We start from the raw sequence: 13,543 nt of genomic DNA on the forward strand, positions 1-13,543 counted from the left end.
GGCGGTCCCGGCCCAGCCCCGGCGCGTCGCGGGCGTCCTGGCCGGCCTGCGCGAGCCCGCGGGCTGGTGGGGCCCCGGGCGCCGCGCCGACCACACGGACGCGATCGCCGCGGCGCTCCTGGTGGCGCGGACCGTGGGCGTCGAGGTCGTGGTCGAGGCCGACGAGCGTGCCCCCTGGCACCCGGGACGGTGCGCGCGGCTGCGGCTCGCTGACGGGACCCTCGTCGGTCACGCCGGTGAGCTGCACCCCAACGTGGTGACGGCGCTGCGCCTGCCCGAGCGCGCGAGCGCGTTCGAGGTGGACCTCGACCGGCTCCTCGCGGCCCGCGACCCCGAGCCGCGCCAGGCGACGCCCGTCTCGACCTTCCCGCTCGCGAAGGAGGACCTCGCGCTGGTGGTCGACGCCGCCGTCCCGGCGGGGGAGGTGCTCGCGGCGGTCGCCGCGGGCGCGCGCTCGTCGGCGGCCGGTGACGTGGTCGAGGACGTGCGGCTGTTCGACGTCTACACGAGCCCGGAGCTGGGTGCCGACCGCCGTTCGCTGGCCTTCGCGCTGCGGCTGCGCGCGCCGGACCGCACGCTCACGGCGCAGGAGGCCGCCGCCGTGCGTGAGGCGGCGCTCGCGGAGGCGCACCGGCGCCATGGCGCGGTCCTGCGGGGCACCGAGGCCTGAGCGGGCCGGAGCGGCAGCCCGAGCGTGCCGGGCGGCGTCAGGGGACGAGCAGGACCTTCCCCGTCGTCGCCCGGCCCTCGAGGGCGCGGTGCGCGTCCGCGGCGTCGGCCAGTGCGAAGCGCGCACCGATCCGGACGTCGAGAGTGCCGTCCGCGACCGCGCCCAGCACCGCACCGGCGCGCTGCTCGAGCTCCGCGCGCGTCGCGACGTGGTGCCCCAGGGTCGGCCGCGTGAGGAAGAGCGAGCCGCCGCTGTTGAGGCGCTGGGGGTCGAACGGGGGCACCTGGCCGGACGAGCCGCCGAACAGGGCGAGGCCGCCGCGCGGGCGCAGGCACGCGAGCGACGCGTCGAACGTGGCGCGCCCGACGCCGTCGTACACCGTGTCGACCCCGCCCGGCGCGAGGTCGCGGACGATGCGGGGGAGCTCCGCGGTGAGGTCCTCGAGCTGGTCGTAGCGGATCGGCTCCGCGCCGGCGGCGGCGGAGAGCCGCGCCTTCTCCGGCGTCGAGACCGTCGACAGCACGCGCGCCCCACGGGCCCGGGCGAGCTGGGTGAGCAGGAGCCCGACACCGCCGGCGCCCGCGTGCACGAGGACGGTCTGGCCCTCGCGCACCGGGAACGTCGACTCCACCAGGTAGTGCGCCGTCATGCCCTGGAGCATCACCGCCGCGGCGACCTCGTCCGGCACGCCGTCGGGCACCGGCACCGCGCGGTCGGCGCGCACGACCGCGAGCTCGGCGTACGACCCGTGGGAGCCGTCCGCCCAGGCGACGTGGTCGCCCACCGTGGTGCCCGCGACGCCCTCGCCCAGCGCCACGACGGTACCCGCGCCCTCGTCGCCGGGTACGTGGGGCATCGGTGCCGGGTAGACCCCCGCGCGGCGGTACGTGTCGATGAAGTTCACGCCCGCGGCGGTGACCCGGACCACGAGCTCGCCGGGTCCCGGGACGGGCTCGGGCAGGTCGGCGGGGACGAGGGCTTCTGGCCCGCCCGGGGCGGAGACCTGGATCGCGCGCATGGTCGTACGCTAGGGCGGTCGGGCGCGCCGCGCCGCCCGGTCGCACGGAATCCATGCAATGGCATGTATATTCATGCACATGACAGTGAGGGTCGCCGTCTCGGGCGCGAGCGGGTACGCCGGCGGCGAGGTGCTGCGCCTCCTGGCGGGTCACCCGGAGGTCGAGATCGGCGCCGTCGCCGCGCACTCGTCGGCGGGCGACCGCCTCGGGGCCCACCAGCCGCACCTGCGCTCCCTCGCCGACCGCGTCATCGTCGAGACGTCACCGGCCACGCTCGCGGGGCACGACGTCGTCGTGCTCGCCCTGCCGCACGGCGCGTCCGGCCCCGTGGCCGCCGCGCTCGGCGACGAGGCCCTCGTCCTGGACTGCGGCGCGGACCACCGGCTGACCGACGCCGCGGAGTGGGCCGCGTACTACGGCGGCACGCACGCCGGCACGTGGCCGTACGGGATGCCGGAGCTCATGCTCGCGGGCGGCTCCCGGCAGCGTGAGCGCCTCGCCGGCGCGCGCCGGGTGGCCGTGCCGGGCTGCAACGTCACGGCCGTGACGCTCGGCATCCAGCCCGGCGTCGCCGCGGGCGTGGTCGCCGCGGACGACCTGGTCACCGTCCTGGCCGTCGGCTACTCCGGTGCGGGCCGCGTCGCCAAGCCGCACCTGCTGGCCTCCGAGGGTCTCGGCGCTGCGGTGCCCTACGCGGTCGGCGGCACGCACCGGCATGTGCCGGAGATCATCCAGAACCTGCGGGCCGTCGGCGCCGACGACGTCGCGGTCTCGATGACGCCCGTCCTGGTCCCGCTCTCGCGCGGCATCCTCGCGACGACGACCGCACGGCTCGCGCCGGGCGTCGACGCGGGCGCGGTGCGCGAGGCCTGGGTGGGTGCGTACGCCGACGAGCCGTTCGTCCACGTCCTGCCGGAGGGGCAGTGGCCCTCGACGGCGTCGACCGTGGGAGCCAACACCGCACTCGTCCAGGTGGCGGTGGACGAGCGGGCGGGGCGCGTCGTCGCCGTGTGCGCGCTGGACAACCTCGTCAAGGGCACCGCCGGGGCGGCGGTGCAGTCCATGAACCTCGCGCTCGGCCTGCCGGAGACGCTGGGCCTGCCGACCGAAGGAGTCGCACCGTGACCGTGACAGCACCCCGGGGCTTCCGCGCCGCCGGCGTGACCGCCGGGCTCAAGGCGTCCGGCACGCGCGACGTCGCGCTGGTCGTCAACGACGGTCCCGACCACGTCGGTGCCGCCGTCTTCACGACCAACCGGGTCGTGGGTGCCCCGGTGCAGTGGTCGCGCCAGGTCGTGGCCGACGGCGTCGTCGCGGCGGTCGCCCTCAACAGCGGCGGCGCGAACGTCGGCACGGGTCCCGCCGGCTTCCAGGACACCCACGCGACGGCCGAGCACGTCGCGCAGGCCCTCGGGGTCTCGCCCGGCGACGTCGTCGTGTGCTCGACCGGCCTCATCGGTGAGCGGCTCCCGCGCGAGAAGCTCCTCGAGGGCTTCACCGCCGCGACCGCCGCCCTGTCCGGTGACGGCGGCGACGACGCGGCGGCCGCGATCATGACCACGGACTCCGTCCCCAAGACGGTGCACGTGCGGCGTGACGGCTGGTCCGTGGGCGGCATGGCCAAGGGCGCCGGCATGCTCGCGCCGGGCCTGGCGACGATGCTCTGCGTCCTGACCACCGACGCCCGCACCACCCCGGCGGAGGCCGACGCCGCCCTGCGCGCCGCGACGCGCTCGACGTTCGACCGGATCGACTCGGACGGCTGCATGTCGACGTCGGACACCGTGACGCTGCTGGCGTCCGGTGCGAGCGGCGTGACGCCCGACCCGGCGGAGCTCGCCGAGGCGGTGCGCGAGGCGTGCGCCGTGCTGGCGCGTGCGCTGATCGCCGACGCGGAGGGCGCGACGCACGACATCGCCGTCACCGTCGTGGGCGCGCAGACCGAGGACGCGGCGGTCGCCGTCGCGCGGGCCGTGACGCGCTCGAACCTCTTCAAGGCCGCGATGTTCGGCAACGACCCCAACTGGGGCCGCATCATCGCCCAGGTCGGCACCGTGCCGGAGGACGTCGCGGCCTTCGACCCCGAGCTCCTCGACGTCACGATCAACGGGGTGCAGGTGTGCCGGGCGGCCGGCGAGGGCGAGCCCCGCGAGTCGGTCGACCTCGCGTCGCACCGGGAGATCCACGTCGAGGTCGACCTGCACGCGGGGGACGCCTCGGCCACCGTCTGGAGCAACGACCTCACGCACGCCTACGTCCACGAGAACAGCGCGTACTCCACATGAGCGACCTGACGCACCACGACCACCCGGACGTCGCCTGGACGGCCCTGCCGTCCCCCGACGACGACGCCTTCGACACGCGCACCGACCTGCGCCCCGACCACAAGGCGGAGGTGCTCATCGAGGCGCTGCCGTGGCTGCAGCGCTTCGACGGCGCCCTGTTCGTCGTCAAGTACGGCGGCAACGCGATGGTCGACGACGAGCTCAAGCGCGCCTTCGCGCAGGACATGGTGTTCCTGCGCCAGGTCGGGCTGCGGCCCGTCGTCGTCCACGGGGGCGGGCCGCAGATCTCCACGATGCTCGACCGGCTCGGCATCGAGAGCGAGTTCCGGGGCGGCCTGCGCGTGACGACCCCCGAGAGCATGGACGTCGTCCGGATGGTCCTGACCGGGCAGGTCTCGCGCGAGCTGGTGGGTCTGCTCAACGCGCACGGGCCGCACGCCGTGGGCCTGTCGGGCGAGGACGGCGGGCTGCTGCGCGCCCGGCGCCGCACCGCGACGGTCGACGGCCGGCAGGTCGACGTCGGCCAGGTGGGCGACGTCGTCGAGGTCGACCCGCGGGCGGTCCAGGACCTGCTGGACGCCGGGCGCATCCCGGTCGTCTCGACGGTCGCGCCGGACATCGAGGACCCGACGCAGGTGCTCAACGTGAACGCCGACACGGCGGCCGCCGCGCTCGCGATCGCTCTGGGGGCCTCCAAGCTGATCATCCTCACCGACGTCGAGGGCCTGTACACGCGCTGGCCGGACCGCACGTCCCTGGCGCGGCGGATCCGGGTGTCGGCGCTCGCGGCCCTCCTGCCGAGCCTGGAGTCCGGCATGGTCCCGAAGATGGAGGCGTGCCTGCGTGCCGTGCGGGGCGGGGTGCCGCAGGCCCACGTCGTCGACGGCCGCCAGGCGCACTCGGTCCTCATGGAGGTCTTCACCGAGCGGGGGGTGGGCACGATGGTCCTGCCCGACGACCTGCGCACCGGCTCGATCCCCGTCGTCACCACCGGAGGTGCACCGTGAGCGAGGCGCTGGCCGCATCCGCCCCGAGCCAGGACCTGGGCGGCTCCGTCGCCGAGTGGACGGACCGGTACGCCCGGTCCGTGATGAACACCTTCGGGGCGCCGCGACGGGTCCTCGTCCGTGGCGAGGGCGTGCACGTCTGGGACGCCGACGGGCGCCGGTACACCGACCTCCTCGGCGGCATCGCCGTCAACGTCCTCGGCCACGCCCACCCGACCCTCACGGCCGCCGTCTCGGCGCAGCTCGGCACGCTGGGTCACGTCTCGAACTTCTTCGCGAGCCCGCCGCAGGTCGCGCTGGCCGAACGCCTCGTCGCGCTCGCCGGCGGAGGGCCCGACGCGCGCGTCTTCTTCACCAACTCGGGCACGGAGGCCAACGAGGCGGCGTTCAAGATCGCCCGCCGGACGGGTCGGCCGCGCGTCCTCGCGCTCGAGGGCGCCTTCCACGGCCGGACCATGGGCGCGCTCGCGATGACGCACAAGGCCGCGATCCGCGAGCCGTTCGAGCCCCTGCCCGGCGGCGTGGAGTTCGTGCCGTTCGCGGACGCCGACGCGCTCGAGGCGGCGATGGGCGACGACGTCGCGGCGATCGTGCTGGAGCCGATCCAGGGCGAGGCCGGCGTCCGGCCGCTGCCCCCGGGCTACCTCGCCCACGCCCGCGCGCTCGCCGACCGGCACGGCGCCCTGCTCGTGCTCGACGAGGTCCAGACCGGCGTCGGCCGCACGGGGAGCTGGTTCGCGCACCAGCTGCCGCACGTCGGCGGCGGCGTGGTGCCCGACGTCGTCACGCTCGCCAAGGGCCTCGGCGGGGGCATCCCGGTCGGCGCCGTCGTGGCGCTCAGCGCCCGTGCGGCGGCCGCGCTCGGGCCCGGCCAGCACGGCACGACGTTCGGTGGCAACCCGGTCGCGGCGGTCGCGGCGCTGACCACGCTCGGCGTCATCGAGCGCGACGGTCTGCTCGAGCGGGCCCGCGTGGTGGGGGAGCGGCTGCGCGCCGCGCTGCGCGACGTCACGCCGCTCGTCGTCGAGGTCCGCGGCGAGGGCCTGCTCATCGGCATCGAGCTCACGGCCCCGGTCGCCCCGGCGGCCGCCGACCTGCTGCTCGACGCCGGCTGGATCGTCAACCCGGTCCGGCCGACGACGCTGCGGATCGCCCCGCCCCTGATCCTCACGTGGGAGCAGGTGAGCGGCTTCGTCGACGCTCTCGCGGCCCTCGCGCCCGCGCTCACCGACGCGCCGGGCGGTGCCGCATGACGCGCCACCTCCTGCGCGACGACGACCTGGCCCCGGCCGAGCAGGCGGAGGTCCTCGAGCTCGCGCTGCGGCTCAAGGCGGACCGGTTCGCGGCCCGCCCCCTGGCGGGACCGCGCACCGTCGCGATCCTCTTCGACAAGCCCACCCTGCGCACGCAGCTCTCGTTCACCGTGGGCGTCGTGGAGCTCGGCGGGCACCCGATGGTCATCGACGGGAAGCTCGCCCAGGTCGGGGTGCGGGAGTCGGTCCCCGACACCGCCCGCGTCATCGGACCGCAGGTGGCCGCGGTCGTCTGGCGCACCTACGGGCAGGACCGGCTCGAGCAGATGGCCGCGCACGCCGGCGTCCCGGTCGTCAACGCGCTCACCGACGACTTCCACCCCTGCCAGGTGCTCGCCGACCTGCTCACGCTGGCCGAGCGCTGGGGCGGGGTCCCGTCGCTCGCGGGCCGGACGCTCGCCTACGTCGGCGACGGCAGCAACAACATGGCGCACTCCTACCTCCTGGGCGGCGCGACCGCGGGGATGCACGTGCGGATCGGCACGCCGGCGAGCCGCCCACCGGCTCCGGCGGTGCTCGAGCGTGCGGCCCGGATCGCCGCCACCACGGGCGGCTCCGTCCTGGTCACCGACGACGTCGTCGCGGCGGCCGCCGGCGCCGACGCGGTCGCGACCGACACCTGGGTGTCCATGGGCGACGAGACGGACGACGCGGACGCCGTCGCCCTGTTCTCGCCCTTCCAGGTCGACGACGCGCTGCTCGCGCACGCGTCGCCCGACGTCGTCGTGCTCCACTGCCTGCCCGCGTACCGCGGCAAGGAGATCTCCGCCGACGTCATCGACGGCCCGCGCTCGGCGGTCTTCGACGAGGCGGAGAACCGGCTGCACGCGCAGAAGGCCGTGCTGACGTGGCTCCTGGGACGCGCATGAGCGCGACCGCCGGCCCCGGCACGGCCGCCGCCGGCGTGCCCCAGACGAAGGCTGCCCGGCACGCGCTCATCGCGCGCCTGCTCGCGCGGGCGCCGATGCGCTCGCAGGGGGAGCTCGCGGCCGCCCTCGCGAACGAGGGCGTCTCGGTGACCCAGGCGACGCTGTCCCGCGACCTCGTCGAGCTCGGCGCCGTGCGGATCCGGGCCCAGGACGGGAACCTGACCTACGCCGTGCCGGGCGAGGGCGGGGACCGCACGCCGCACCTGGCGGAGGCCCGGGAGCGCCTGGCGGCACGCCTCGCGCGGCTGTGCGCCGAGCTGCTCGTCACGGCCGAGGCGTCGGGGAACCTGGTCGTGCTGCGCACGCCGCCGGGCGCCGCGCAGTTCCTCGCCTCGGCCGTCGACCACTCGGTCCTGCCGGGGGTCATGGGCACCATCGCCGGGGACGACACCGTCCTGGTCATCAGCAACGAGCCCGACGGCGGTCACGCCGTCGCGCAGCGGTTCCTCGACCTCGCCGGGGGTCGCGACGACGCACGAGAGACGAAGGAAGACACGTGAGCAAAGTTCTGACGGAGCTGCCGGTCGGGGAGCGCGTGGGCATCGCCTTCTCGGGCGGGCTCGACACGTCCGTGGCGGTCGCCTGGATGCGGCACCGCGGGGCGATCCCGTGCACCTACACCGCGGACCTGGGCCAGTACGACGAGCCCGAGATCGACCAGGTGCCGGGCCGCGCGCTCGTGTACGGCGCGGAGCTCTCGCGCGCCGTGGACTGCAAGGCGGCGCTGGTCGAGGAAGGGCTCGCCGCCCTGGCGTGCGGCGCGTTCCACATCCGCAGCGGGGGCCGGTCCTACTTCAACACCACGCCGCTGGGTCGGGCCGTGACCGGCACGCTCCTCGTGCGCGCGATGCAGTCCGACGGCGTCGAGATCTGGGGCGACGGCTCGACGTTCAAGGGCAACGACATCGAGCGCTTCTACCGGTACGGGCTCCTGGCGAACCCCTCGCTGCGGATCTACAAGCCGTGGCTCGACAAGGACTTCGTCAGCGAGCTCGGCGGGCGCTCGGAGATGAGCCAGTTCCTCGTCGAGCACGGCCTGCCCTACCGCGACAGCGCCGAGAAGGCCTACTCGACCGACGCCAACATCTGGGGCGCGACCCACGAGGCCAAGACGCTCGAGCACCTCGACGTCTCGCTCGAGCTCGTCGAGCCGATCATGGGCGTGCGGTTCTGGGACCCCGCGGTCGCGATCGAGACCGAGGACGTCACGATCGGCTTCGAGCGCGGCCGTCCGGTGACGATCAACGGCCGGCGGTACGACGACCCGGTGGCCCTCGTCCGCGAGGCGAACGCGATCGGCGGGCGGCACGGGCTCGGCATGTCCGACCAGATCGAGAACCGGATCATCGAGGCCAAGTCGCGCGGCATCTACGAGGCGCCCGCCATGGCGCTGCTCTTCGTCGCGTACGAGCGGCTCGTCAACGCCATCCACAACGAGGACACCATCGCGAGCTACCACAGCGAGGGCCGTCGCCTGGGCCGGCTGCTCTACGAGGGCCGGTGGCTCGACCCGCAGGCGCTCATGCTGCGCGAGTCGATCCAGCGGTGGATCGCGTCCGTGGTCACCGGCGAGGTGACCCTGCGGCTGCGGCGCGGCGAGGACTACACGATCCTGCGCACCGACGGGCCCGCCCTGTCGTACCACCCGGACAAGCTCTCGATGGAGCGCACGGAGTCGGCGGCCTTCGGCCCGACCGACCGGATCGGCCAGCTGACCATGCGCAACCTCGACATCGCGGACTCGCGGGCGAAGCTCGAGCTGTACGCGCAGCAGCCGGTCGACCAGGGGCAGGTGCTCGTCGAGAACGGGACGCTGTTCGGCGCCCTGCCCGCCGGTGGCGCGGACGTCATCACCGACAACCCGTCGGTCGTCGGTGGCGAGGAGCTGGCGCTCGAGAGCGCCGCGATGGAAGTCGGGACGGACTGACATGGCCACCACACCGTCCGGCGCGCTCTGGGGCGGCCGGTTCAGCGGCGGACCGGCCGACGCGCTCGTCGAGCTCTCGCGCAGCACCCAGTTCGACTGGCGGCTGGCGGACGTGGACCTGCGTGGGTCGATCGCCCACGCCCGCGTCCTGCACGGCGCCGGCCTGCTGGACGACGAGGCGTTCGCCGGCATGGTCGCGGCGCTCGAGGCGCTGCGTGCCGACGTCGCCTCCGGGGCCTTCGCACCGGTGCCCGACGACGAGGACGTCCACAGCGCGCTCGAGCGCGGGCTGATCGAGCGGGCGGGTGCCGACCTCGGCGGCCGGCTGCGGGCGGGCCGCTCGCGCAACGACCAGATCGCGACCCTGGTGCGCATGTACCTGCGCGAGGAGACGCGGACGCTCGCGGGCCTGGTCCTCGACGTCGTCCAGGCGCTCGTCGAGCAGGCGGAGGCCGCCGGTACCGCACCCATGCCCGGGCGGACGCACCTGCAGCACGCGCAGCCGGTCCTGCTCGCGCACCACCTCCTGGCGCACGCCTGGCCGCTCCTGCGCGACGTCGAGCGCTGGGTCGACTGGGACCGCCGCGCGGCCCGCTCGCCCTACGGCTCGGGCGCCCTCGCCGGGTCCTCGCTCGGGCTGGACCCCGCCGCCGTCGCGGCGGACCTCGGCTTCGACGGGCCGGTGGAGAACTCCATCGACGGGACGGCCTCGCGCGACGTCGTCGCCGAGTTCGCCTGGGTCGCCGCGATGGTCGGCGTCGACCTGTCCCGGCTCGCGGAGGACGTGGTGCTCTGGGCCACCAAGGAGTTCGGCTTCGTGCGCCTGCACGACGCGTACTCGACGGGGTCGAGCATCATGCCGCAGAAGAAGAACCCCGACGTCGCCGAGCTGGCGCGTGGCAAGGCCGGGCGGCTGATCGGTGACCTCACCGGGCTCCTGGCCACCCTCAAGGGGCTGCCGCTCGCGTACAACCGCGACCTGCAGGAGGACAAGGAGCCGGTGTTCGACCAGGTGGAGACGCTCGCCGTGCTCCTGCCGGCGTTCGCGGGCATGGTCGCGACGCTGACCTTCGACACCGAGCGCATGGCGTCGCTCGCGCCGCAGGGCTTCTCGCTGGCGACGGACATCGCCGAGTGGCTCGTCCGCCAGGGCGTGCCCTTCCGCGTCGCGCACGAGGTCGCGGGAGCCTGCGTCCGCACGTGCGAGGAGCGCGGGATCGAGCTGTGGGACCTGTCCGACGACGACCTCGCGGCCATCTCCGAGCACCTGACGCCCGCCGTGCGGGAGGTGCTCACCGTGGAGGGCTCGCTCGCGTCGCGGTCGGCGGTGGGCGGCACCGCCCCGGTGCGCGTCGCGGAGCAGCTCGCGGCGGCGAAGGCACGCGCGGCGCAGCTGCGGGACTGGGCCCGGGCCTGACGGTGCCGCTGGGTGACGGCTCGCGCGACCTCGGTCACCGAGGCGCGCGGGGCGGCGTGGTCGACGACCTCGCCGCCCGCGTGCTGGCGGCGGCGCCCGGGCTGGGTCCGGTGCGTCTCGTGTGCGTCGACGGACCCGCCGGCTCCGGCAAGACCACGCTCGCCGGGGACCTCGCCGAGGCGCTCGGCGCGCCCGTCGTGCACCTGGACGACCTGTACGAGGGCTGGTCCGGCCTGGACCGGGTCTGGGACCGCGTCGAGGCCCAGCTCCTGGCGCCCCTCGCGGCCGGCCGCCCCGCCCGCTACCAGCGGTACGACTGGGAGGCGGGCCGCTTCGCCGAGTGGCGTGACGTGCCCGTCGCGCGCGCCCTGGTCCTGGAGGGCTGCGGCGCCGCACCGGCAGCGGTCGGAGCGCGGGCCTCGCTCGTGATCTGGGTCGAGGCACCCGCCGACGTCCGTCTCGCGCGCGGGCTGGCGCGCGACGGCGAGGCGATGCGCGACGAGTGGCTGCGCTGGATGGGCAGGGAGGCGGTCCACTTCGCCCGCGAGGGCACCCGGGAGCGCGCCGACGTCGTCGTGGACGGCACGCGGCCGCTCGACGCGTGAGGATGGCGGGCATGCAGGCGACCGCCCCCGACGGCCCGACGCGCGAGCTCCTGGCGGCGGCCGCCGTCGACGTCGCCCCGCGCCTCCTGGGCGCGATCGTGACCACCGCCCTGCCCGACGGCGTGGTGAGCGTCCGTCTCACGGAGGTGGAGGCCTACGAGGGCGAGCACGACCCTGGGTCCCACGCGTATCGCGGCCGCTCGGCCCGCAACGCGGTGATGTTCGGCCCCGCCGGGCACCTGTACGTCTACCGACACATGGGCCTGCACCACTGCGCGAACGTCGTCACCGGTCGGGACGGCACGGCGTCGGCGGTCCTGCTGCGCGCGGGGGAGGTGGTCGAGGGGAGCGAGGTCGCGTTCGCCCGGCGCACGCGGCGCGGCGTCGTGCACCGCGCGGTCGACCTGGCCCGGGGCCCGGCGCGGCTCGCCGTCGCGCTCGGCCTGGACCTCACGCACGACGGCGCCGACGTCGTCGACGGAGCCGGCCCGGTGCGCCTGGCCCTGGCGGCGCCGGTCACCGTGTGGTCGAGCGGTCCGCGGGTGGGTGTGGGCGGTCAGGGCGGCGACGCGACGGCGTTCCCGTGGCGGTTCTGGCTCCCGGACGAGCCGACCGTCTCCGCGTACCGGGCCGCCCCGCCGAGGCGACGGCCCTGACGCCGGGCGGCGCATGCCGAGACGCGCCGCGCCCACCGGTGGACGCAGGGCAGACTGTGGCCGACGGACGATCGAGAGGCACTGTGGTGGACATCCTGGACGAGCTGCGCTGGCGCGGCCTGCTGGCGCAGACGACGGACGAGCAGGCGCTGCGCGAGGCGCTCACGGGCGGCCCCGTGACGCTCTACTGCGGCTTCGACCCGACGGCCCCGAGCCTGCACCACGGTCACCTCGTGCAGCTCGTGCTCCTGCGCCACCTCCAGCTCGCGGGTCACCGGGTGCTGGCCCTGGTCGGCGGCGCGACCGGGCTCATCGGCGACCCCCGGATGTCGGGCGAGCGGGTCCTCAACACCAAGGACACGGTGGCCGAGTGGGTCGAGCGCCTGCGCGGCCAGGTCTCGCGGTTCCTCGACTTCGAGGGCGACAACCCGGCGCAGCTGGTGAACAACCTCGACTGGACCGGCGACCTGGGCGCCATCGACTTCCTGCGCGAGATCGGCAAGCACTACCGGCTCGGCACGATGCTCGCCAAGGACACCGTGGCGCGGCGGCTCGCGAGCGACGAGGGCATCAGCTTCACCGAGTTCAGCTACCAGATCCTCCAGGGCATGGACTTCCTCGAGCTGTACCGCCGGCACGGCTGCACGCTGCAGACCGGCGGCAACGACCAGTGGGGCAACCTGCTCTCGGGCGTGGAGCTCATCCGCAAGGCGGAGCACGCGAGCGTGCACGCGCTGACGACGCCGCTGATCACCAAGGCGGACGGCACCAAGTTCGGCAAGTCCGAGGGCGGTGCCATCTGGCTCGCGCCGGACATGATGAGCCCGTACGCCTTCTACCAGTTCTGGCTCAACACCGACGACGCCGACGTCGAGCGGTACCTGCGGATCTTCACCTTCCGCTCGCGCGAGGAGATCGCCGAGCTCGAGCGCGCGGTCGCCGAGCGCCCGGCCGCCCGAGAGGCGCAGCGCACCCTGGCGCACGACGTCACGACCCTCGTCCACGGCGCCGACGCGACGGCCAAGGTGGTCGCCGCCAGCCAGGCGCTCTTCGGCCGCGGAGAGCTCGCGGACCTCGACGAGGCGACCCTCGCCGCGGCGGTCGCCGAGCTGCCCCGGGCCGAGCTCGGGGAGCAGGCGTGGCAGGACGGACCGACGGTGGTCGACGTCCTCGTGGCCGGCGGCCTGGTCGCCGGCCGGGCCGCGGCGCGACGCGCGATCGGCGAGGGCGGCGTCTCGGTCAACAACCGGCGGGTCACGGACGAGGCGCACGTGCTCGCGCCCGAGGACCTGCTGCACGGTCGCTGGGCGGTCCTCCGCCGGGGCAAGAAGACCCTCGCAGTGGCCGAACGGACCGCGTGACCGCCGTCACCCGGCACCAACTTGAAGTGACGCCCGGGGATACGTAGAGTTCTGGACGTCGCCCCGAGAGGGGAGGAACGGACGGACGGGCAGAGCCCTCCGGCCGGTCCCACCGGAGGCGGCCACTCACTGGCAGGACAGGACCCGGGCGCGCAAGCGTCCGGCACTGGTCATGCGGTGACTGCGGGTTCGAGGCGCTGGCCAACGGGAGTTGACGGCGCGGAGCGGCCCCGCTAAGATTGAGAAGTTGCCTCCGGATGGGTCGGAAACGGCCTTGAGGGATGTGCGTCTGTTCCTTGAGAACTCAACAGCGTGCCAAAAGTCGATGCCATTTGTCGGCGTTCTTGGTGGGTG

At 75.0% G+C, this 13,543-nt stretch carries 12 protein-coding genes and 1 pseudogene; 12 read left to right on the plus strand and 1 reads right to left on the minus strand.

Translation table 11 applies throughout. The annotated features are described in order from the left end of the window. Positions 1–670: pseudogene (locus tag IDM29_RS06395) on the plus strand (phenylalanine--tRNA ligase subunit beta); the annotation flags it as partial. Positions 671–707: 37 nt separating this feature from the next. Here the strand turns inward: IDM29_RS06395 and IDM29_RS06400 are convergent. Beyond that, positions 708–1,688: a quinone oxidoreductase gene (locus IDM29_RS06400; RefSeq protein ID WP_188037325.1), complete on the minus strand. Its 981-nt coding sequence runs from the start codon at positions 1,686–1,688 to the stop codon at positions 708–710. Positions 1,689–1,761: 73 nt separating this feature from the next. On the opposite strand from IDM29_RS06400, the gene argC reads away from it, so the two are divergent. From argC to tyrS, 11 genes are all read left to right on the plus strand, one after another. After that, on the plus strand, positions 1,762–2,814 hold the full coding sequence (gene argC / locus IDM29_RS06405) for an N-acetyl-gamma-glutamyl-phosphate reductase (protein ID WP_182113674.1): 1,053 nt from the start codon (positions 1,762–1,764) through the stop codon (positions 2,812–2,814). Beyond that, positions 2,811–3,974 (plus strand): bifunctional glutamate N-acetyltransferase/amino-acid acetyltransferase ArgJ, encoded by a 1,164-nt coding sequence (gene argJ / locus IDM29_RS06410; RefSeq protein ID WP_182113675.1) that lies wholly within the window; start codon positions 2,811–2,813, stop codon positions 3,972–3,974. The genes argC and argJ overlap by 4 nt, the downstream gene beginning before the upstream one ends. Then, positions 3,971–4,981 carry an acetylglutamate kinase gene (argB, locus tag IDM29_RS06415; protein ID WP_182113676.1) on the plus strand — a complete coding sequence of 337 codons (1,011 nt, stop codon included), beginning with the start codon at positions 3,971–3,973 and terminating at the stop codon, positions 4,979–4,981. The genes argJ and argB overlap by 4 nt, the downstream gene beginning before the upstream one ends. Continuing rightward, on the plus strand, positions 4,978–6,234 hold the full coding sequence (locus IDM29_RS06420; RefSeq protein ID WP_255491834.1) for an acetylornithine transaminase: 1,257 nt from the start codon (positions 4,978–4,980) through the stop codon (positions 6,232–6,234). The genes argB and IDM29_RS06420 overlap by 4 nt, the downstream gene beginning before the upstream one ends. After that, a complete protein-coding gene (argF, locus tag IDM29_RS06425; RefSeq protein WP_182113677.1) occupies positions 6,231–7,163 on the plus strand; it encodes an ornithine carbamoyltransferase in 933 nt (310 codons plus the stop codon). The genes IDM29_RS06420 and argF overlap by 4 nt, the downstream gene beginning before the upstream one ends. Beyond that, the gene (locus tag IDM29_RS06430; RefSeq protein WP_182113678.1) at positions 7,160–7,723 is read left to right on the plus strand and encodes an arginine repressor; all 564 of its coding nucleotides are present in this window, start codon (positions 7,160–7,162) and stop codon (positions 7,721–7,723) included. Before argF ends, IDM29_RS06430 begins: the two co-directional genes overlap by 4 nt. Next, positions 7,720–9,150, plus strand: coding sequence for an argininosuccinate synthase (gene argG / locus IDM29_RS06435; RefSeq protein WP_182113679.1), 1,431 nt, complete (start codon positions 7,720–7,722; stop codon positions 9,148–9,150). The genes IDM29_RS06430 and argG overlap by 4 nt, the downstream gene beginning before the upstream one ends. Position 9,151: 1 nt before the next feature. Next, positions 9,152–10,567: an argininosuccinate lyase gene (argH, locus tag IDM29_RS06440; RefSeq protein ID WP_182113680.1), complete on the plus strand. Its 1,416-nt coding sequence runs from the start codon at positions 9,152–9,154 to the stop codon at positions 10,565–10,567. A 56-nt stretch (positions 10,568–10,623) separates the two neighbouring features. Beyond that, complete coding sequence (locus tag IDM29_RS06445) at positions 10,624–11,172, plus strand: uridine kinase (protein WP_182113681.1); 549 nt, start codon at positions 10,624–10,626, stop codon at positions 11,170–11,172. Positions 11,173–11,183: 11 nt separating this feature from the next. Next, complete coding sequence (locus IDM29_RS06450) at positions 11,184–11,828, plus strand: DNA-3-methyladenine glycosylase (RefSeq protein ID WP_182113682.1); 645 nt, start codon at positions 11,184–11,186, stop codon at positions 11,826–11,828. A gap of 83 nt (positions 11,829–11,911) precedes the next feature. Continuing rightward, on the plus strand, positions 11,912–13,189 hold the full coding sequence (gene tyrS, locus IDM29_RS06455; protein WP_304518624.1) for a tyrosine--tRNA ligase: 1,278 nt from the start codon (positions 11,912–11,914) through the stop codon (positions 13,187–13,189). Positions 13,190–13,543: the final 354 nt, after the last annotated feature.

It is taken from the genome of Actinotalea sp. JY-7885, from assembly GCF_014525465.1.
Lineage (GTDB): Bacteria > Actinomycetota > Actinomycetes > Actinomycetales > Cellulomonadaceae > Actinotalea.